This is a genomic window from Pseudomonas sp. BE134 (assembly GCF_031456105.1).
Lineage (GTDB): Bacteria > Pseudomonadota > Gammaproteobacteria > Pseudomonadales > Pseudomonadaceae > Aquipseudomonas.
In genome coordinates, this window is record NZ_JAVDUA010000002.1 from 15,961 (window position 1) to 35,838 (window position 19,878).

Below are 19,878 nucleotides of genomic sequence, written 5' to 3' on the forward strand. Positions count from 1 at the left end.
GCTCGCTCCCACAGGGATTTTTGGTGATTCGCCGATTCAATGTGGGAGCGGGCTTGTCGGATCGCCGCACCGCCGCGATGGCCGCGACGCGGTCTTAAAGGACATAAAAGAAAATCGCTACAAAGTGCAGCAAGCTCCCGGCAATCACAAACAAATGCCAGATCCCGTGGGCATGCCGCAAACGATGATCCAGGGCAAAAAAGATAATGCCCACGGTGTACAAGATCCCGCCCGCCGCCAGCCACGCAAACCCCGCAGTGCCCAGCGCCGCGAGTAACGGTTTGACCGCCACCAGCACGATCCAGCCCATCACCGCGTAAATCACGATCGACAGAATCCGTGCTTCAGAGCGCGGCTTGATCTCTTGCAGGATGCCGATCAGCGCCAGCCCCCAGACAATCCCGAACAACGTCCATCCCCATGGCCCGCGCAGGGTCACCAGGCAGAACGGTGTGTAACTGCCGGCAATCAGCAGGTAGATCGAAAAGTGATCCACTTTCTGCATGATCGCTTTCTTGCGCCCGCGCACGCTGTGGTAAACGGTCGAGGCGCTGTACAGCACCATCAAGGTAAAACCGTAAATCGCCACGCTGACAATCTTCCACGGGCTGCCGTCCATGCTGGCGATCACCAGCATCCACACCACCCCGACTGTTGCCGCCACGGCCCCGACCAAATGCGTCCAGGCGTTCAATCGTTCCCCGTGATACATGCGTTGCTCACCTCAAAATTCACTGCAACATCGCGCAAACTGTAGAGGCTGTCGAGTGGAACGAGGTTGCGGTCAAAAATTCGCAGCCTCGTTTCACTCGACAGCTCCTACATAGCTCCCACAAAAAAGATCGCATGCGTGCACAATCGAGCCATTCGAATAAGAGTCCAGGCCATGCTGATCGATGAAGAATTGACCCTGAAAAAACTCGAGGTGTTCCTGGCCTTTATGCGCACCGGCAACCTTGCTCGCGCGGCCGCCGAGTTGCAGACCAGCAACGTCAGCGTGCATCGCGCCATCCATTCCCTGGAAAGCGCCCTGCGCTGCCCGCTGTTCAAACACGAGGGCCGTAACCTGACGCCGCTGGAAAGTGCGTATGTGCTCGAAGAACGGGCGCAGAAGCTGATTCAGGACGTGGTCGAAACCGTGCGCCTGACCCGCGAAGCTGCCGGCTTTTCCGCTGAACGCTTCAAGCTCGGCTCGCTGTACTCACTGACCGTGAAGACTGTGCCGCAGTTGATCATGGGCCTGAAAATCCGCCGCAGCGAACTCAACATCGACTTGATCCTCGGTTCGAACTTCGACCTTTTGTACAAGCTCAAGAACCTGGAAGTCGACGCGATCCTGGTGTCGCTGGACGAGAGCGTCAACGACCCGGACTGTGAGCAGATTGCGCTTTTTTCGGATGACATTTTTCTCGCCACGCCGGCTGACTCGAAGTTTGCCCAACGCGCCGAGGTCGATCTGGCCGAAGTGCGTGACGAGACGTTTATTACCCTGACGCAGGGCTTTGCCACGCACCAGGACGGTAATCGGGTGTTCAAGCAGGCGGGCTTCGAGCCGAAAGTGGCGATGCAGGTGAACGACATCTTCACCTTGCTGAGCATGGTCAGCTCGGGGGTAGGTTATGCGTTGCTGCCGGGGCGGATTGCGGCGGTGTATGAGAACCGGGTCAAGCTGATTCCGTTGCAGGAACGCTATCGGTTGCAGCAACACATTGGCGTGGTGTTCTTGAAGGCCAAGGAGCGCGATCCGAACTTGCTGGCGTTGTTGGCGGAGTGCCGGATGTACGCCAATCGCCAGCCCTGAAACCGTGTCACGGCCATCGCGAGCAGGCTCACTCCCACCTTGGAATGCAATTCCCTGTGGGAGCGAGCCTGCTCGCGATGGCGTCGGTACATTCAGAGTCGATGCTTCGGTTTAACCCACAATCCCGCGAACAATGAAGTACAACAACGAAGGCCCCAGCAAGCACCCAAGCCCGGTGTGGAAAGTCGCCGTCAACGCGCCATATGGCACCAACCGCCGATCCGTCGCCGCCAGCCCGGCCGTCACGCCGCTGACCGTACCGGCCAACCCGCCAAACACCATCGCCGAACGCGGGTTATCCAGGCCCATCCAGCGCGCCGCCATTGGCGTACCGACCATCACCAGAATCGCCTTGATCAACCCGGTGGCAATCGACAACGCCATCACATCGGAACTGGCGCCAATCGCCGCCCCGGTCACTGGCCCGACGATGTACGTCACCGCGCCCGCGCCGATGGTGGTCATGCTGATCGCATCACGATAACCAAACGCCCAGGCCATGCACGCGCCGACAATGAACGGCAATATCGTGCCAAGCAGTAGCGCGATCACGCCAATCAACCCGGCTTTTTTCGCTTCGCTGGCCTGAACTTCGAATGCCGTGGCGACAATGGCAAAGTCGCGCAGCATCGCGCCGCCCATCAACCCAATGCCAGAAAACAGGGTCAAATCCGCAAGGCCTTTTTGCCCACCCGTCAGGGTGCCTCCGACCCACGCCAGCACCAGCCCGATGACAATGGCAATCGCCGAGCCGTGAATCCTCCCGAATGTCAGCCTCTTCGACAAGACAACCGACACCCACATGATTACGCCAACAAATGCGAACGCGGTGACCAGACTGTTCGTGGTCAGGCCTTTCTCGATGGATTCCCACATATCAACGACCTCCTACAGGTGTGCCGACCGGGGTAATGTCCACCGGTTCATCGGGCAAGGGTTCGCCTTTATGCGTCCGGCTGATCAAGGCGATGGTGCAGCCACAGAGCACCACCGAGCCGATCGCCGCGAGCACCGCCACTGGCCCGCCATGCAAGGCCGTCACCACGTTTTGTTGCGCGGCCATCGCGACCACTACCGGAATGTACATGGCGCCCCAGAAACCGACGCCCATCTCGCAGTCCTTGGTCATGCCGCCGCGCTTTTGCATCCACAACCGCGCGCAAATCAGCAGGATCATCGCGATCCCGACCCCGCCAACGTTGGATTTGACGCCCAGCAACATGCCAAGCGCATCGCCCATGATCACTCCCGCCAGCGTACAGATCGCCAACAGCGCCACACCGTAAATAATCATTGTTGTAGTCCTCAAAGTGCATCGTCGAATGTTGTTTTTGTTGTTCGAAGGCCTGAGTCGGGGTCTAGGGTTGGCGGCTTCCCTCCTCACGCAACAGCGCCTGCAAGGTGTCGAGCCGCGCACCGTCGAAAGCAATCACAGTGCCCTGCTCGAACACCCGGCGCGCCAGCCCGGTCAACACCGCACCGGGCGGAAGTTCGATCTGTAGACGTACGCCGCGCTCATAAGCGCTTTGTACCGTGCCACGCCAGTCAACGACGCGGCACATGTTGAACGCGAGGTCATCGCGCAAGGCGTCGACATTGATGATGGGCCGGGCGCGGCTGCCACTGAGGTAACCCAACGACGGCGTTTTCAGCGGCACCTTGGCAAAGGCTTCGGCCAGGGTTTTAGCCGGCGCATCCAGCAGCGGACAATGCGACGGCACACTGACCGCCAGCCGTTTGGCCAGACCTGCACCGCTACGTTTCGCCAGCACCGCCACCGCGTTCATCGCCCCGTCGCTGCCCGCAATCACTATCTGGTTATCGGCATTGATATTGGCCAGGTACACCGGCGTATCGACGCTGTGAACCTGCGCCAGCAAGCCTTCGACTGTGGACAACTCCAGGCCGATGATCGCGGTCATGCCGTAACCCTGTGGATAAGCCTGCTGCATCAACTCACCGCGCAGGCTGACCAGATGCAGCGCATCGCTGAAACTCAAGGCACCGGCCACCACCGCTGCCGGGTAAGCGCCGATGGACAATCCGGCCACGTAATCCGGCGCCATGGCTAATTGGCGTGATGCCGCCACGCCGGCGATCAACAGGCAAAGCTGAACCGCACGGGTCGACTTCAAGGCCTCGTCACCATCCAGCAACAACGCCTCTTCACCCAACACTTCACTCGCCTCGTTCACCGTCTCGCGCGGCAAACGCTGGAGCATGCCCGGCTGCTGCGCGCCCTGGCCGGGGAACACCAGCAAACTGCTCATGCGGCTTGCTCCTGCGGATTCCACGGATCGCTCACCAGACAGGCTTCGGTGGCATTCTTCAGCAATACACGCCGAGCAGAACCGGCCCATTCGCGCAGGGCCACAGCGCCAAACGGCGTCTGCAACTGCATGTCCACCGGGCACACAGCCGCATCGAGAATCTTCATCAGTGCGTGCGCCTGAGAACGCTCCAGCGCTTGCGGCGTGCGCAGAATCAAATCGAGATCACTGCCCTCGTGCAAGGCAACAAAGCCGCTGGCCAATTCAAACCCGGCACTGCCGCTGACACCCCACACCCAACCACACTCATCGAGTATCGGCCGCAGTTGATCGAGGGCACGCAAGGCCGGCAAATCCCGATCGATCGAGACGTGGCAAAGGTCTTCCGGTTTGACTCGGCGCTGAATGGCATCGGCCGGCATCAGCGTCGCAAAACGCTGTTCACGCAAACGCCCACGCACACCGACCGCGACCAGACCCGCAGCGCTCAGCGCACGCCGAACCACCACCGGCTGCCCCGCGCTTAGCGATTCGCTCACCCACGCAGGTGCATCCGCAGGCAACTGCTCCGGGGTCATCCCCCAGAGCAGATCGTGGGCCATAAGCGTGTTCACCACTGCGCTCTCAACAGTTGGCGCACCTTGCTCGAAGCGGCACGGTTGCTTGCACCCAAGCGACTGCTCAGATCGTGACCGTGGGCCGCCACATCGCCAATCGCCTGATTCAGGCATTCAGCCACCCGCGCCAGATCGGCTACCGTCGGCTGCTCAATCTGTTCCACCGACAGGGTTTCCCACAACAGACCGAGACTGGCGTAGCTGTCGATGTCATAGGCCATCGGCGGCACGCTGGCGGCCAGCGCTTCAAGTTCTTCAATGCTGCGCAAGGTCACCCGCGCCGCCGAAGCCTTGCCCATCGCATGCACCATCACTCCCGGATCTCGCAGGGCGATCAACCGATTGGCTTGATAACCATGAGCCAGAAATGCCCCCGACATCGCCTTGCCCACCAGCAAACCAATCACCGCATGACCGGCCAAACGGGCACGGGCATAACTGTCTGCGGCCCCGGCCAATGCCTGGTGAATGCCGAGGGCTTCTTCGCGTCGGCCATAAGCCTGACTCGGCACATCGACGATGGCGATCAAGGCGCGCTTGTGCGGTTTATCCACATCAGCGGCGATCGCGTCATCCACCGCTTTCGCCAAGCCCCAACCTTCCAGCAAACCGACTTCACCGTTACGCGCACGGACAAAACGGTTGTCCGGATCAGCCACCACTGCGATAAACCGGACAGGCTGATCACCCAGCACACCATCAGCCACCTTCAATGAAGCGGGCAAACCTTCGACCGGTTTCTCCCCTGCACTCAAAGCGTTGAACCAGTTCAAACCTTTCAGCGAATAGGTGCTCATGAGCGCGCTCCTTCATACAGATCGCGAACCACTGACGGCTCGATTTGCGGTTCAGCGTCCAGCCGCGCCAAACGTTGCAGGAACAGCCCGGCCTGTTGGCTACGGTGCTGCGCCGGCAAACCTTGCTTGAGCAATTCGCACACCTGCTGCTGAATCTGCGCCACATCGTCGGCGGCATAACGATCTACCAAACCGCTGGCGAAACGCTGCTCGCCACCGGTCAGGCTCCAGATGAAAGGACGGTCACGAGAGTCGTATTCTTCAAGGCCCGCTTCCTGTTCGATGACTTGCGGGCCGTTCAGGCCAAGTCGCGCTTCCTGGGTCACCAGCAAATAGCTGCACAACCCGGCAGCAATCGACATCCCGCCAAAGCAGCCGACGCTGCCGGCCACCACACCAATTACCGGTTGGTATTGGCGCAGGTCGACAATCGCCGCGTGGATATCGGCAATCGCTGCCAGTCCGAGGTTGGCTTCCTGCAAACGCACGCCGCCGGTTTCCAGCAGCAGCACGGCGCGGGTTGGAATGCCGTTGCGGTTGTCTTCTGCGGCCAGTTCCAGCGCACCGGCAATCTTCGCCCCGCCGACTTCACCGAGGCTGCCACCTTGGAATGCGCCTTCGATAGCCGCGATCACCACCGGCAATCCACCGATGCTGCCCTTGGCGATCACCACGCCGTCATCGGCTTGCGGCACCACGCCCTGGCGCTCCAGCCACGGCGACATGACGCGTTGAAACGGGTCGAGCAATTCGCGGAAGGTGCCGGGGTCGAGCAAGGCTTTCGCTCGTTGCCGGGCGCCGAGTTCGATGAAGCTGTGTTTGTTAAGAAGTTGTGCGCTGTCAGTCATGGCTGATCTCCTCAAAGCCTTGTTCCAGACGCAAGCGCACCACGCCCGGTGTCGCGCCGAAATCGTGGATATCGATGGCCATCGCCGGCGGTGTCTGACCGTCGAACATCCGCGTGAACAGATGCTGCCAGCGCTGTTGCGCGCCATTGACCGAAGTCTGCACGTTGATGGTCAGCTTGCCGGCCTGACCTGGTTCGATCAGCACTTCCAGATCGCCGGAGCCGACACAACCCACCAGCGTGCGACCGCGTGGCGGCTGCCCGGCGGGGAATTCAAAGGATAAGGTTTCCATCAAAATACTCCCAGGATGAGCCCATCGCCCGACTCGATACGGTCAATAAACAGGCAGGTTGCGAGCAAGTCGGCAGCACCACCGGGCGAGGCATTCAACGCGATTAATTGTTCATCCAGTTCATGCAAACGGCGGCGACCGGCAAGGCTGGCGCTGCCGCCTGCATCGAGCACGGCCTGGGCGCCAAGTTGCATGGTGCGCAGGCCGTCTTCGCCGGCGCGGTAGAGCACGCAGGTGTCGGCCAGTCGGGTCATGATCGCCAGCAAGGCATCGAGCCGGGCGTTCTGCTCTCCGTGGCCGGCGGCGCGGCTGCGTTTGAGTTGCGGCAATGCCCGTTGCACCACAGAAGGAAAACCCAGCTGTGCTTCTTCACGGGCACCTCGGGCGCCGTAGCGCTGGGCGACTTGGGCGCCGTGGCTGAGGGGACGGGGTGCGTAACGGTCGTCGAGCAACGCCAGGCGTGCGGCGCGCAAGGTGATGGAACCGGCCGGCTCAAGCGCCGCGGCAGTGACCAACAGGCCCAAGGCCCAGATCGCCCCGCGATGGGTATTCACACCTCCCGTGGTGGCGAGCATCGCTTGCTCCCCTTCCCGGCCAATCCGCCCCACCGCTTCGCGCAGCGGCAAACCGATTTCGCCACATTCGATAGCGGCTTCGGCCATTTCCTTGAACGCGGACCAGAGTGACAACGCCGAAGCGTGCATCAACCCCAGGTGCAAATCGGTGTGGGCGCCGTTGCCACGACGGTCGACCAGCGCCGGTTTCGGCGACAGGTCCGCTTCGTCGATCAGCGCGTCCACCGCCAAATCGGCTAGCCGTTCCGCCAGGCTCAAGGTTGTGGGTTGCAGGTTGAGTGCGTGCATTACCAGCTCCTGAACTTGGCGGGCGGGTTGTAGAGGCCACCGGACCACTCGACCAGATCCGCCACGCTTTTCGCTGCGAGCAGTTCGCGGGTGGCGTCGGTGCGGCGGATGCCGAGGTCTTCGGGCAAGGCAATCAACCCTTCGCGGCGCATGCGTGCGGTGTCTTTCGGGTTGTGGCGCAGGCCAATGGCGGTCACCCCGGCGACGGCGGCAATCATCGCCTGGCGTTCTTCCAGCGAGCGCGCCTTGTACAAATAGGCGATACCTTCTTCGGTCAGCAGGTGGGTGACGTCGTCGCCGTAGACCATGATCGGCGCCAGCGGCATGCCGCTTTTCTTCGCCACGTCGATGGCGTCGAGGGTTTCGACGAAGGTCGGTTTGCCGCCCTCCTGGAAGGTCTCGACCATTTGCACCACGAGTTTTTTGCCGCGTTCGAGCAAGGCTTCAGGCGCATCGTCGTGGCGCATGTCGAGCCAGGCCGGCGTGCCGTGACGGCGACCGCGCGGGTCGTGGCCCATGTTCGGCGCACCACCAAATCCGGCGAGGCGTCCGCGGGTCACGGTGGAGGAATGACCGTCGCCGTCGACTTGCAGGGTCGCGCCGATGAACAGGTCCACTGCGTACTGTCCGGCCAGTTGGCAGAACATCCGGTTGGAACGCAGCGAGCCGTCGCGGCCGGTGAAGAACACGTCCGGCCGTGCGGCAATGTAGTTTTCCATACCCAGTTCGGTGCCGAAGCAATGCACGCTTTCGACCCAGCCGCTTTCAATCGCCGGGATCAAGGTCGGGTGCGGATTGAGCGTCCAGTTGCGGCAGATTTTGCCTTTGAGTCCGAGGGATTCACCGTAGGTCGGCAGGATCAATTCGATGGCGGCAGTGTTGAAACCGATGCCGTGATTCAGCGACTGAACGTTGTGTTTTTCGTAGATGCCACGGATGGCCATCATCGCCATCAGCACGTGTACGGGCTTGATGTGCCGTGGGTCGCGGGTGAACAGCGGTTCGATGTAGAACGGCTTGTCCGCCACCACCACAAAATCGACCCAGGATGCGGGGATGTCGACGCGCGGCAAGTCGCTGACATCGTCGACCAACTGGTTGACCTGGACGATGACGATGCCGTCACTGAACGCAGCCGGTTCGATCAAAGCTGGAGTGTCTTCAGTGCTGGGGCCGGTGTAGATGTTACCGGCGCGGTCAGCCATGAAACCGGCAGAAAGCACGACGTTGGGAATCAGGTCGACCACCAGTCGCGCATAGAGCTCGATGTAGGTGTGAATCGCGCCGATTTCCAGCAGGCCGTCTTCCAGCAACTGGCTGATACGCAGGCTTTGTGTGCCGGCAAAGGAGAAATCGAGCTTGCGGGCGATGCCGCGCTCGAACAGGTCCAGATGCTCGGCACGGCCGACGCTGGGCATGATCATATGCAGGTCATGCAGCTTGGCGGGATCAGCCTTGACCAGTGAGCGGGACAGGAAATCCGCCTGCTTCTGATTATTACCCTCCAGCACCACGCGGTCGCCGGGCAGGATAAGCGCCTCCAGCGCCGCGACTATTTTGTCGGTGTGCAGGACTACGCCATCGGCGAAATGCTTGACCAACGCCAGACGCCGCTGCTTTTCGCTGCGCCGGCGCGTCCATCGCGAGTCGGGGGATATTGTTGTTGTCATGACCACTCCACGGGTTCGCTTTCGTGGAAGTCACCTTAGGAGTGTTGGGTGGGGGCATCAATCAAGCTGAGCGGTGGATCGTTACGGTCAGGGTAATGGTTGGTTGGAGATATCTGTTGCCTGGACTGGCGCCTTCGCGAGCAAGCCCGCTCCCACATTGGATCGGCGTACACAGATCAAATGTGGGAGCGGGCTTGCTCGCGAAGGGGCCGGAAAAATCACCGCAGTTTCAACATTTCAACCCAGTCATCAGCTGCTGCACACGAACCAGCAACTGCTCAGCGCATTCCAACAACTGCGCCAACAACGCCGGATCTTCATCCATGTAGCCCTCGTACTCCGCCAGGTTTCGTCGCTCATGGCACAGCGCGAATAACCGAACCTGCACTTTGCCAATATCAGCGGTATGAACCAGGCATTGAAACACCAGGTATCTCTTGTCTGAACGGTAACCACACAAGCGAAGAGCCGTCAGAGCCAAGGCATGGGCAGCGTTGTAAGCCAGGTCAAAACGGCTTGCGAAGGAAAGCGAAGACGTTTGCGCATCTTTCAATCGATCCACCGCGGAACGCATCAGTCCTTCGCATTCCTTGCGATCCGGCGGCTCGGCTTTCAGTCCACCGCTACGTATCAGGTTCTCCAGATTCTCGTTGCTGCCCATCCTTGGACTCCAAAGGGTTTCCCCCCATCAGGTTGATCTTGTCCTGCTGCGCCACCCGCACGACAAAGCTGTTTTCAGCCGCCAGTTTTGCGGCCCAGTCGTCGGGGGTATAGAGCGTCGGGTTGAGGACGCGGCCCAGTTGCTCTTCCAGAGGCATCAGCCGCTCCATCACTTCACTGTAGTGGAGGCTTTCGCCGATCAGCATGAGATCAATGTCACTGGATGCGTTTGCGGAATCCTTGGCGATTGAACCGTACACAAATGCCCAGGTGATCTGTTCGGCAAAGGGTTGCAGTGCTTGGCGCAAAGGCTCGGCAATACCAAAGGTTTTGCGGGCGATGCCTAACAGTTCGGCATAGATCGGGCATTGTGGATTGGCTTGATAGTGAGTCTGGTTGCCTTGACGGCTCAGGGTCAGCACGCCGGCCTGATGCAACCGATCCAGCTCGCGCATGAGGCTGCCTTTACCCACTTGAGCCCAGCGGGCGATCTCGTTGGCGTAAAAACTGCGGTCGGGTTTGCCGAACAACAAGCCCAGCACTTTTTGCTGAGTTGTCGTGAACAGGGCTTCGCTGAGGGAAAGGTTTTTCACAGTGGCAACCGATGAGTCCCAAAAAGGGAACGATAGGTCCCTTTTTGGGAATCTTCAACCTGGGCTGGTCGATTGAGGTTTTGTGTTTAAAAGTTTGTAAGCAGGAAGGGCGTGAGGCTACGCATTCTGGCCGCGATGCTTACAGCAATGCCGGAAGCCGCTGACTGGTGGGGTTTTGCGCTGGGCTTTATCGTTTGTGGGTCGCTGACAATTCAGCGACCGGGGCTGGAAACCCCATGAGTACGGGACGCAAAAGCGTCCTTCATAACGTATGCTTGCGCACCTTCAAAGTGTGCACTCCGTTATGGCGGCTGTGCGCGGAAGACCTTAGGGTCTGCCGGGCCGTACCCCGGGTTTCCAACCGCGTACAGCTGCCACCATTCGCTTGGAAACCGAATGGGTCAGCTTCACCCTTGTACGGAGAGTCACCATGTTTAAAGCTACTCCCAACCCCCCGGAAACCGACACCGGTTCCGCCCCATCCCTCGAAGCCGAAAAACTCAAGGAAGCCGCCGACCGCGCGTTCTCCTATTACTTCCCCCCTGCTCGCGACAAACCACCGGGACGCCGTAACAAATCCCAGCTCTTCACTGTCTGCCCCGACATCGACGCCGAAGCCCTGCTGGCCAACGCCTCTGAAGACATGCTGTCGATCAGCGCGATTGCTGCCGATCTGGCAGACGATGTGGAAGGCTCTCGCCGCTCGGTCGCCTTGGCGATCAGCCGAATGGCGGATGGCGTTCAGTTGTTGGTGGAGCGGGCGTTGGACCATTACGAGGCGTTGCAGATGCAGATGCGCGCTCAGGCCAAGGTTTAGCCGTTAGATTTTTGGTGAATTGAAGGTCGCCTTCGCGAGCAGGCTCGCTCTCACATTGGATCGGCGGCGAACACAAAACCTGTGGGAGTGAGCTTGCTCGCGATGGGGCCGGTCAGACCAACCCGGCACTTACCAGTAACTCCTCCAGCGCCAGCAAGTCTGGCACTTTGGCCACTTGCTCCCCCACCTGCACCGCCGCCTGCTCCAGCGAACACAACGGCACATCGACATAACTTAACTGACTGTCGAGCTTGTACGACCGGGGAATTCCCTGCACCAGCAACGCAATGAACTTCAATTGCGGCCGCCCGCCCAGCGCATTGAGAATCACGATCCGCGCCCGCTCGCCGATCACGACTTTATTACCGCATGCCGATTCAAAACTCAGCAACGGAATTTGCCGGTCGCGCCACGTCACCAGCCCCAGATACCACGGCGGCGTATCCAGATCGAACGCCCCCGGCTGATAGTCGATCAGCTCCGCCACCGCGACGTTGGGCACGATCAGGTTGCGGTCGGCCAGGGGCAGCAACAGACCGGTGAGGTTGTTGGTGCGCTGGTAAAAATGGTCATCAAGCATGGGATTTGCTCCACAGGGCGATGCTTTCGAGCAGCACCGATTCCTGGTACGGCTTGCCGAGGTAATCGTTGACGCCGATGGCCATCGCGCGGTCGCGGTGTTTTTGGCCGGTGCGTGAGGTGATCATGATGATCGGCAGGTGCTGCAGACGCTCGTCGGCGCGCACCTGGGTCGCGACTTCGAAGCCGTCCATCCGCGGCATCTCGATGTCCAGCAGCATCAGGTCCGGCAGGTGTTCTTCAAGCAGCAACATGGCGTCGACCCCGTCCTTGGCGGTCAGCACGTTCATGCCATGGCGTTCGAGCAAACGACTGGTGACCTTGCGCACCGTCACCGAGTCATCGACCACCATCACCAGCAAGGGTTTGTGTGGTTCGACTTCGGTGTCCTGGGTCAACACCTGCTGCGGCACAGGTGCCTGCATGGCGCGGATCGGCGCCAGCAAATCAAGAATGAGCACCACCCGGCCATCGCCCAGAATCGTCGCGCCGGACAAGCCCTGCACCGCCGCAAACTGCGGGCCGAGGCTTTTCACCACGATCTCGCGGGTGCCGGCCATGGAATCGACTTGAACAGCAATTTGCCGCTCGTTGCATTGCACCAGCAATACCGGCAACGGCAGGCTTTGCCCCAGCAGTTTCGGGCGGGTGCTGGTTTTCAGAAGCTCGCCGAGGTAGCACAGTTCGTAGTCCTGCCCGGCGTAGTTGTACCGGGGAGGATCGAGTCGGTAATGCCCTTCCAGTTCATTGGGCAGCACACGGACGATGCCGTCGATGGTATTCAGCGGGATCGCATATTGATCTTCAAAGCACTGCACCATCAGCGCGCGGTTGACCGACACGGTGAACGGCAGGCGAATGCGAAAATGCACGCCCTTCCCCGGCACAGAGTCGATGACCATCGAGCCACCGAGCTGGCGAACTTCTTCATGGACCACGTCCATGCCGACGCCACGCCCGGAAATCTGGGTGATCTTCTCGGCCGTGGAAAACCCCGGTTGCAGGATGAACTGCAAGACGTCGCGATCACTGATCTCGGCATCGGCCGCCAGCAAGCCGCGCTTGATCGCCTTGCGTCGCACTGCATCCAGCGGTACGCCGGCACCGTCGTCGCGGATGTCGAAAATCATGTCGCCGCCCTCGCGGGACAAGTCGAGTGTGATCCGCCCCTTGGCCGGTTTGCCGGCCGCGACTCGCACCTCCGCCGATTCCAGACCGTGGTCCACAGCGTTGCGCAGCATGTGTTCCAGCGGCGGCGCCATGCGTTCGAGCACGTTGCGGTCCATCTCGCCTTCAGCGTTGCCGACGATGAATTCCACGTCCTTGCCCAGTTCGCTGGAGACCTGACGAACGATGCGCTTCAAACGCGGCAGCATCCGCTCGAACGGCACCATGCGCGTGCGCATCAGGCCTTCCTGCAATTCGGTATTGATGCGGCCCTGCTGTTGCAGCAGGTTCTCCGCGTCCTGGTTGCGCCGGTCGAGGGTTTCCTTCAGGTCCAGCAAGTCAGAGGCCGACTCGAACAGCGCACGCGACAGTTGCTGCAATTGCGAGTGGCGGTCCATTTCCAGCGGGTCGAATTCTTCGTAGCCCTGGCGTTCGGCGTCGACTTGCTGGCGGCTGAGAATGCGCCCCTGAGTTTCGGTATCAAGCCGGCGCAATTGGTCGCGCATCCGCTCGATGGTGGTTTCCATCTCGCTCAGGGTGACCTGTGCATCGTTGACCTGCTGCTCGATACGGCCCCGGAAGATTGACGTCTCACCGGCCAGGTTGACCAGGTCGTCGAGCAGTTCCGCCGAGACCTTGACCATGTCGGCGCCCGCTTCGGCTTGCGGCACGGGCGTCTCGGGTTTGGCGGCAACGGGCGCCACAACGGCCGGTTGCAGCACCGCCGGGTGACTGAAGTTCTTGATCGCGTCGATCAAGCTGTCGGCGGGCGGCAATGGTTGCCCGGCGCGGGTCGCATCGAGCATCTGCGCCAACCGGTCGTGACTGCTTTGCACCAACGTGAACAACGCCGCGCTCGGTTGCAGCGCGCCCGCCGACAGGCTTTCGTAAAGAAATTCCAGCTCATGGGCAAGGTCGCCAATCGGCGCGATTTCGACCATTCGCGCGCCGCCCTTGAGCGTGTGCAGGTCACGCAGCAGGGTTTCAATTTCCTGCCGGCTCGACGGTTCGGCCTGCCAGCGCACGAGCGCGGCACCCGAGTTTTCTATGATGTCGAAACCTTCCTCCAGGAAGATCTCCAGCAACTCGGGATCTTGCCCCGGCGAATCCTTGACCGACGCAGACTCCGCAACTTCGGCGGCGTTGGCGTTGCCCTGACGAAACTCGCGAATCGCCTCGATCAGCTCGCCCGGGTTGCCCAGCGATTGCTGATTCTGCAACTGCTCAAGCAACACCGCGAGCCGGTCATGGCTCTGTTGCAGCAACTGCGCCAGGGTTTCACTGTGGTTGTAACGGCGGTCCACCAAGCCTTCGTAAAGGCTTTCCAGTTCATGGGCGAGGTCGCCGACCGGCTGGACTTCGGCCATCCGCGCCCCACCCTTGAGGGTGTGCAAATCCCGCTGCAAGGACAACAGCGGCGCGGCGTTGTCCGGGTCGCTCAACCAGCGCTGCAGCGCCTGGCCGGCGCTTTCGAGGATATCCATCGCTTCTTCAAGGAAGATCGAAACGATTTCGTCATCCAGATCCACCTGGGTCGCCGCTTGCTCCAGTTCAGCGGTGGCGCTGCCCAGCTCGCGGATGCTCAGGGTACGGCTGCCATCGCTGCGAATCAGGCCCATGGCGGACGGATCCAGACTTTCGTCGAGCAAACCGCGCAAGGCCCGGATACGTTCCGGCTGCGGGCTGATTTCCTGGCCAGCGGCCAGTTCATCCAGCATGTTGATCAGCGCTTCGTGAGCCTGTTGCGCCTCATGAAAAAACCGCTCACTGACCGCCAGGCTGCTCTCTTCCACCGCGCCATACAGGTCGAGCAAGGCTTCGCAGAGTGCGTCCACCGGATGCAGGTCAGCGAGGTGCGCGCCTTCGCCGAGGGTGGTCAGCTCGTCGAGCAGCGCGGTCAGCTCCTGACGCTCACCAGGATGCTGTTGCCAGCGCTGCAACAGGCTTTCGGCGTCCAGCAGGATGTCCATGCCCTGGGACAGAAAGTTGTTGATTAGCTGCGGATCGCGCTTGGTTCGCGGCGCGGTATTGGGCGTGCTCGACTGCTTTTGCAAATGTTCAGCGAGCAACGCCCGGGTTTGTTCGATCAATGGGCCGGCGCCGCGTATCTGCGCCAATGGATCCGTCTTGAGTTGTCGCAACCCGAGCCGGAACAACCCTTCGGCTTCCAGCAATAGTTCGACTTCGTCCAGATCCAGTGCAATCTGGTGCGCCTTGTACTCGCGGGCCAGTTGATCCAGTGCCGTTGCCAGTTCGGCAATCGGCAAGACGCCGGCCATCGAGGCACTGCCCTTGAGCGTGTGCAACGCCCGCTGCAACTCATCGCTGGCCTGAAGCGGCACATGCTCGGCGGCCTGATCGAGAAAGCGGTTGAGGCTGGCCAGATGGGTTTCAGCTTCTTTGCGGAAGATCTCCAGCAACAGCGGGTCAAGGGCCGCGACGTCCTGGGTATCTTCATCGCTGGCCGGCGCATCGCCCTTGGCAAGTGCATGTGCGCGCGCGGCCAATTGGTCGACATCATTTCGCTGACGCTGGGCATTGCCGGCGTATTCGGCTACCAGCTCCGGCAGCAGATTCAGTGCTTCGGTAAGCAGTTGTTGCACGGCGGCCCCAGGCGCGATGCTGTCCTCCAGCACACGGTTGAGCAGGTTCTCCACCGCCCAGGCCAGCTCGCCCAGCACCAGCGCCCGGACCATCCGGCCACTGCCTTTCAACGTGTGGAAGGCTCGGCGTACCTCACTCAAGGCCGACTTGTCATCCGGGTTGACCGCCCAGCGCGGCAAGTATTCCTGGAGAATATCCAGAACTTCATCGGTCTCTTCGAGAAAGACTTCGCGCAGCTCATCGTCAACCGGCTCTTCACCGGCGGGCGGCGGCAACAGACTGCCCGGGGTGTTCAGGGCGGGCGGGTTGACGGACGACACGGGGTTGGCCAGCACATCGGCCAGCGACTGTGCGATCTCGGGGTCATCGAGTTCCTGCATCTCCTGCATCACCCGGGCTTCACTCGGGCTGAGCACATCGTCGAGCATCGGCACTTGCAATTCGCTGGGGAAAAAACCGAGCGAGGCCAAACTCTTTTCGGCGACATCGAGCAGTTGTTCGCCCGGTGCTTCAGGATCATCGCCAAGGCGCTCCAGGTAATACTCGATGCTGGTCACGACGTCGGCCAGGCTGTCCAGCTCCTGCCAGTCGGGCTGGTCCGGCTCCACCAGCAAATGCTCGCGGATGAAGTGATTGCAGGTTTCGATCAGGCTCGCCGCACGGCTTAACGGGATCATCGACAAGGCACCGCGCACCTGGGTCAGCAAGGCCGGCAATGCCTGCAAATGCTGGCGATCCCAGTCGGCATCGATGTAGTCGACGATCATGTCCTTGGCTTGTTGCAGACAGATACGCGCTTCGCGGATGACGATCTGGTGGATCTGCGTCAGATCGGTGGTCGGCAGGCGGCTTTCTTCCTGGCTCTCGGGCTCTACCGTGCCCATCATGCCGGACAGATTGGCTTCGACGTAGAGCAAGGCGCCCGCGACGTCCATGAGGATCGCGTCGTTGGGTTCGCGCTGGCCCTGAGCCAGGCTCAGCACCACCGCCAGTTGATCGATGATGACTTTGCGCGGCTGACCAAACCCCAGCACCGCCAGGGTGTCGGCGATTTGCCGCAGCGGCGCCAACAGGCTTTCGAGGTCCGAGGTGTGCTGACGGTCGCTGCGCACGAACAGGTCCAGGCGTTCCTTGACCCGCACCAGCTCTTCACAGAGCGCAGCCAGCACCGAGCGCATGGCATCGCGGTCGGGACCGGCCAGCCGTGCCCGTTCTTCATCGACCATCGCGCTGTCGGGCAACGCATCGTCCAGTGAGTAGCGATCTTTCATGGTCAGCATCTGCCCGGTGGGATGGTCGGCCTTGGCAATGTAGAACAGCAAACTCTTGAGCAGCTCCGGCGGTGCCGGTTGATTGATTGCGTGGATGCCTTGTTCGAGCAAACGCTTGAGTTCTTTGTCGGCGTCCTTGAACAGGCTGCGCAGCGCCGGGCTGTTGGCGATCACGTCTGTGCGCATGCCTTCGACCAGTGCCGAGGCGACTTGCCACAGCGGGCTCAGGGGCGCATCAGCGCATAACCCTTCAAGGCGTGAAAAAACCTTGGCCAGATAATTAAAATGGGTGTCGTCATCCTGTTCCCGCAGCAACCCGACCAGCGCCATTTGCAGCATCTGCCGCAATCTGCGCAGCACATTGGCAAAATCCGCAGGCTCCAGCAGGGCCAGCGATGCGTCGTCCAACGGCGGCAGCTCCACCAGTTGCGGACTGAACAGGCTGGTTTCCGAGAGCAGAGTGTCCCCCCGCGCACTGCGCAAGTCGTTGAGCAGCGGCAACACCACCAAAGGCAGGTCACGGCGCGCACCTTGCACCCGGTCGAGATAAATCGGCAGTTGTCCGAGGGCTTGCATCAACAGGTGCAGCGCCTCGTCACGATGGCTGACGCGGTTGTGCTGCAAGGCGCTCGCCAGTTGTTCCATCTCTTCGGCGAGCAGGGCCGCACCGTAGAATTCGACCATCTGCAAACTGCCGTGCACCTGATGGATGTAGGCCAGGCAATCGCTCAAGGCGTACAACGCCTGCGGGTCATCAAGCAGGGTTTCGATTGCTTGATGGGCCTGCTTCAGCGTTTCGGCAATCTCGCCTTTGACCCATTCGAGGGCCACATAGTCGTGCCGATCACCCATAACCACTCCAGTCCCTACACCAATCAAAAATCATATGCCTGTGGACGGTTCACGCTTTATCCGCCGCCTGTACCTTGGCGGCCGGCAAGGTGAAGCCGGACACCGAACGCCGCAGCTGACTGGCCATTTTCGCCAGGTTGCCGATGCTCTCGGCGGTGGCGGTGGAGCCGGACGAGGTCTGCGAGGTGATCTGTTGAATCACATTCATCGTCAGGGAAATCTGTCCGGCCGAAGAGGTCTGTTGCTGCGCTGCGTTGGAGATACTCTGGATCAACGCGGCGAGGGTCTTCGATACACCTTCGATTTCTTCCAGGGCCACACCGGCATCCTGCGCCAGCCGCGCACCACGCACCACTTCGGTGGTGGTCTGTTCCATGGAAATCACCGCTTCGTTGGTGTCGGTCTGGATCGCTCGCACCAGGGTTTCGATTTGCCGGGTCGCGGCGGACGAACGCTCGGCCAGGCGCTGGACTTCATCGGCCACCACCGCAAAACCGCGCCCGGCATCACCGGCCATCGACGCCTGGATGGCGGCGTTGAGCGCGAGGATGTTGGTCTGATCGGCGATGTCATCGATCAGGCTGACAATATCGCCGATTTCCTGGGAGGACTCACCCAGACGCTTGATGCGCTTGGCCGTGTCCTGAATCTGCTCGCGAATGTTGTCCATGCCGTGGATGGTGTTGTGCACCACCTCGTTGCCCTTGTTGGCAATTTCCACCGAGCGCTCCGCCACCGCCGAAGATTCAGCGGCGTTGGCAGAGACCTGATCGATGGACTGGGCCATGTCGTTAATGGCCGTGGAGGCTTCGGAAATCTGCTGTGCCTGATGTTCTGAAGCCTGCGCAAGATGCATGGCGGTGGCCTGGGTTTCCTGCACGGCGGCAGCCACCTGGCCGGCGGTCAGGTTGATGGTCGCCACCAGGTCGCGCAATTGGTCCACGGAGTAGTTGATCGAGTCGGCAATGGTGCCGGTGAAGTCTTCGGTCACCGAAGCCGTGACGGTCAAGTCGCCGTCGGCCAGGTCTTCGATTTCGTCCAGAAGCCGCATGATCGCGTTCTGGTTACGTTCATTCTTCTCGGCGGTTTCCTGCAGCTGGCGGTTGGTTTCGCGAACCATCACCAGGCCGATCAGGATGATCGACATCAGTGCCAGCAGACCCAGCACGTAACCGCCGATGGTGTCGACATTGCGCCCGTCGGCGAGGTTTTCGAAACCGATGGCCAGGTGCGAGGCTTCGTCGAGCAGGGTTTGCGACAGGGTGAAAATGTTGGTGGCTGACTCACGGACCTTGAACAGTTCGGGCGAGGTTTCGAGGATTTCATCCACCGAGCCGGAGACGAATTCGAACAGTTCGGAAATCTCGCTCAACCGGGCGCGGGCATCCCGGTCTTCGACCTGGCTGATCCTCAGCGCCACGTTACCCTGAAGCATGCCGTTGAGAACCAGGCCAAAACGCGCGGCGTCACGACCGAAAGCATCGGCGGCCTGCTGCGAGTTTTCGTCGCCGGACAGCACCATATTCACCGCGCCCAAAATGCGCTCGGCCAGCAGCGATTGACGCTGGGCCACCGCAACCTGAGCAGCCGGAGCCCCACGTTGCAGAAGGATTTCGACGACTTTTTCGTACTCGACCTGCAACTGCGGCACGGTTTCGGCCAGGGTCGCGGCGACTTGATGCAGCGACAGCACGGTCTGCTCGCTGGTGAGGATCGCGTCGGTGTTTTTCAGCAAGCGCTCCCAATCGAGCTGCACGGCGCGCATTTCCGGGCGTACGGTGGACGGCGCTGGCGGCAGGCCAGTGGCCGGATCACCCTTCTTCAGGTAACCCCAACGCAGCGCAAAGTCATTGCGCGCATCGCTGAGCAATTTGAACGCAGCCGCTTTGCCGGCGGCGGCTTCGGTGGCATTTTTGGCGATGCGCTGGGACAGCACGCGCAGTTCACCGGCATGGCCGATGTACTGTTTGTCGTACGTGGCCTGGGTGTTGAGGTAAGCGAAATTGGCGAACAGCAGCATGATGAACACGATCAGCGCGATAAAAAGCGCGACGATCTGCGAGCGGCTGCGCGATCCTTCTGGCTTGCCTGTTTTTATTTTTATCATCGGTCCTCGCCTGTTAACCAACACCCTTTGATGCTTGCCGAAAACCCTGTGGGAGCGAGCCTGCTCGCGA

At 60.9% G+C, this 19,878-nt stretch carries 17 protein-coding genes; 2 read left to right on the forward strand and 15 right to left on the reverse strand.

Going from position 1 to position 19,878, the window contains the following annotated elements; all coding sequences use genetic code 11:
* Positions 1-94: 94 nt before the first annotated feature.
* A complete protein-coding gene (locus J2Y56_RS02105) occupies positions 95-712 on the reverse strand; it encodes a hemolysin III family protein (protein WP_223518097.1) in 618 nt (205 codons plus the stop codon).
* Between the two features lie 174 nt (positions 713-886).
* Here J2Y56_RS02105 and J2Y56_RS02110 point away from each other — a divergent pair, with 174 nt between their 5' ends.
* Complete coding sequence (locus J2Y56_RS02110; protein WP_007945461.1) at positions 887-1,801, forward strand: LysR substrate-binding domain-containing protein; 915 nt, start codon at positions 887-889, stop codon at positions 1,799-1,801.
* A 111-nt stretch (positions 1,802-1,912) separates the two neighbouring features.
* Here the strand turns inward: J2Y56_RS02110 and madM are convergent, their stop codons facing one another.
* From madM to J2Y56_RS02165, 11 genes are all read right to left on the reverse strand, one after another.
* A complete protein-coding gene (gene madM, locus J2Y56_RS02115) occupies positions 1,913-2,677 on the reverse strand; it encodes a malonate transporter subunit MadM (protein ID WP_310348401.1) in 765 nt (254 codons plus the stop codon).
* A 1-nt stretch (position 2,678) separates the two neighbouring features.
* Positions 2,679-3,095, reverse strand: coding sequence for a malonate transporter subunit MadL (madL, locus tag J2Y56_RS02120; RefSeq protein ID WP_007945464.1), 417 nt, complete (start codon positions 3,093-3,095; stop codon positions 2,679-2,681).
* Positions 3,096-3,159: 64 nt separating this feature from the next.
* Positions 3,160-4,071: a malonate decarboxylase subunit epsilon gene (mdcH, locus tag J2Y56_RS02125; RefSeq protein WP_007945465.1), complete on the reverse strand. Its 912-nt coding sequence runs from the start codon at positions 4,069-4,071 to the stop codon at positions 3,160-3,162.
* Positions 4,068-4,688 (reverse strand): malonate decarboxylase holo-ACP synthase, encoded by a 621-nt coding sequence (locus J2Y56_RS02130; RefSeq protein WP_033049198.1) that lies wholly within the window; start codon positions 4,686-4,688, stop codon positions 4,068-4,070. Before J2Y56_RS02130 ends, mdcH begins: the two co-directional genes overlap by 4 nt.
* Positions 4,682-5,485, reverse strand: coding sequence for a biotin-independent malonate decarboxylase subunit gamma (mdcE, locus tag J2Y56_RS02135; protein WP_310348404.1), 804 nt, complete (start codon positions 5,483-5,485; stop codon positions 4,682-4,684). The genes J2Y56_RS02130 and mdcE overlap by 7 nt, the downstream gene beginning before the upstream one ends.
* The gene (locus tag J2Y56_RS02140) at positions 5,482-6,333 is read right to left on the reverse strand and encodes a biotin-independent malonate decarboxylase subunit beta (protein ID WP_310348406.1); all 852 of its coding nucleotides are present in this window, start codon (positions 6,331-6,333) and stop codon (positions 5,482-5,484) included. Before J2Y56_RS02140 ends, mdcE begins: the two co-directional genes overlap by 4 nt.
* Positions 6,326-6,625 carry a malonate decarboxylase subunit delta gene (locus tag J2Y56_RS02145; protein ID WP_007945470.1) on the reverse strand — a complete coding sequence of 100 codons (300 nt, stop codon included), beginning with the start codon at positions 6,623-6,625 and terminating at the stop codon, positions 6,326-6,328. The genes J2Y56_RS02140 and J2Y56_RS02145 overlap by 8 nt, the downstream gene beginning before the upstream one ends.
* Positions 6,625-7,488: a triphosphoribosyl-dephospho-CoA synthase gene (locus J2Y56_RS02150; RefSeq protein WP_007945471.1), complete on the reverse strand. Its 864-nt coding sequence runs from the start codon at positions 7,486-7,488 to the stop codon at positions 6,625-6,627. The genes J2Y56_RS02145 and J2Y56_RS02150 overlap by 1 nt, the downstream gene beginning before the upstream one ends.
* The gene (mdcA, locus tag J2Y56_RS02155) at positions 7,488-9,158 is read right to left on the reverse strand and encodes a malonate decarboxylase subunit alpha (protein ID WP_007945472.1); all 1,671 of its coding nucleotides are present in this window, start codon (positions 9,156-9,158) and stop codon (positions 7,488-7,490) included. Before mdcA ends, J2Y56_RS02150 begins: the two co-directional genes overlap by 1 nt.
* A gap of 229 nt (positions 9,159-9,387) precedes the next feature.
* Positions 9,388-9,819: a hypothetical protein gene (locus J2Y56_RS02160; protein WP_310348409.1), complete on the reverse strand. Its 432-nt coding sequence runs from the start codon at positions 9,817-9,819 to the stop codon at positions 9,388-9,390.
* Positions 9,782-10,411 (reverse strand): nucleotidyltransferase domain-containing protein, encoded by a 630-nt coding sequence (locus J2Y56_RS02165; protein ID WP_310348412.1) that lies wholly within the window; start codon positions 10,409-10,411, stop codon positions 9,782-9,784. The genes J2Y56_RS02160 and J2Y56_RS02165 overlap by 38 nt, the downstream gene beginning before the upstream one ends.
* 430 nt (positions 10,412-10,841) lie before the next feature.
* Between J2Y56_RS02165 and J2Y56_RS02170 the strand changes: the two genes are divergently transcribed.
* Positions 10,842-11,228 carry a DUF6124 family protein gene (locus J2Y56_RS02170; protein ID WP_310348414.1) on the forward strand — a complete coding sequence of 129 codons (387 nt, stop codon included), beginning with the start codon at positions 10,842-10,844 and terminating at the stop codon, positions 11,226-11,228.
* 112 nt (positions 11,229-11,340) lie between these two features.
* On the opposite strand, the gene J2Y56_RS02175 is transcribed toward J2Y56_RS02170, so the two are convergent.
* Genes J2Y56_RS02175 through J2Y56_RS02185 form a run of 3 tightly spaced genes read right to left on the reverse strand, consistent with a single transcriptional unit; the run spans position 11,341 to position 19,808 of the window.
* Positions 11,341-11,808 (reverse strand): chemotaxis protein CheW, encoded by a 468-nt coding sequence (locus J2Y56_RS02175; protein WP_310348417.1) that lies wholly within the window; start codon positions 11,806-11,808, stop codon positions 11,341-11,343.
* On the reverse strand, positions 11,801-17,701 hold the full coding sequence (locus tag J2Y56_RS02180) for an Hpt domain-containing protein (protein ID WP_310348419.1): 5,901 nt from the start codon (positions 17,699-17,701) through the stop codon (positions 11,801-11,803). Before J2Y56_RS02180 ends, J2Y56_RS02175 begins: the two co-directional genes overlap by 8 nt.
* Before the next feature lie 49 nt (positions 17,702-17,750).
* Positions 17,751-19,808 (reverse strand): methyl-accepting chemotaxis protein, encoded by a 2,058-nt coding sequence (locus J2Y56_RS02185; protein WP_007945485.1) that lies wholly within the window; start codon positions 19,806-19,808, stop codon positions 17,751-17,753.
* Between the last annotated feature and the right edge of the window lie 70 nt (positions 19,809-19,878).

Bases quoted from the DNA above. Each gene is read 5' to 3' on its own strand.
- J2Y56_RS02105 (WP_223518097.1), bottom strand. From the start codon at position 712: ATGTATCACGGGGAACGATTGAACGCCTGGACGCATTTGGTCGGGGCC.
- mdcE (WP_310348404.1), bottom strand. From the start codon at position 5,485: ATGAGCACCTATTCGCTGAAAGGTTTGAACTGGTTCAACGCTTTGAGT.
- J2Y56_RS02175 (WP_310348417.1), bottom strand. From the start codon at position 11,808: ATGCTTGATGACCATTTTTACCAGCGCACCAACAACCTCACCGGTCTG.
- J2Y56_RS02150 (WP_007945471.1), bottom strand. From the start codon at position 7,488: ATGCACGCACTCAACCTGCAACCCACAACCTTGAGCCTGGCGGAACGG.
- J2Y56_RS02170 (WP_310348414.1), top strand. From the start codon at position 10,842: ATGTTTAAAGCTACTCCCAACCCCCCGGAAACCGACACCGGTTCCGCC.
- J2Y56_RS02185 (WP_007945485.1), bottom strand. From the start codon at position 19,808: ATGATAAAAATAAAAACAGGCAAGCCAGAAGGATCGCGCAGCCGCTCG.
- J2Y56_RS02140 (WP_310348406.1), bottom strand. From the start codon at position 6,333: ATGACTGACAGCGCACAACTTCTTAACAAACACAGCTTCATCGAACTC.
- mdcA (WP_007945472.1), bottom strand. From the start codon at position 9,158: ATGACAACAACAATATCCCCCGACTCGCGATGGACGCGCCGGCGCAGC.
- J2Y56_RS02145 (WP_007945470.1), bottom strand. From the start codon at position 6,625: ATGGAAACCTTATCCTTTGAATTCCCCGCCGGGCAGCCGCCACGCGGT.
- madM (WP_310348401.1), bottom strand. From the start codon at position 2,677: ATGTGGGAATCCATCGAGAAAGGCCTGACCACGAACAGTCTGGTCACC.
- J2Y56_RS02160 (WP_310348409.1), bottom strand. From the start codon at position 9,819: ATGGGCAGCAACGAGAATCTGGAGAACCTGATACGTAGCGGTGGACTG.
- J2Y56_RS02110 (WP_007945461.1), top strand. From the start codon at position 887: ATGCTGATCGATGAAGAATTGACCCTGAAAAAACTCGAGGTGTTCCTG.
- mdcH (WP_007945465.1), bottom strand. From the start codon at position 4,071: ATGAGCAGTTTGCTGGTGTTCCCCGGCCAGGGCGCGCAGCAGCCGGGC.
- madL (WP_007945464.1), bottom strand. From the start codon at position 3,095: ATGATTATTTACGGTGTGGCGCTGTTGGCGATCTGTACGCTGGCGGGA.
- J2Y56_RS02180 (WP_310348419.1), bottom strand. From the start codon at position 17,701: ATGGGTGATCGGCACGACTATGTGGCCCTCGAATGGGTCAAAGGCGAG.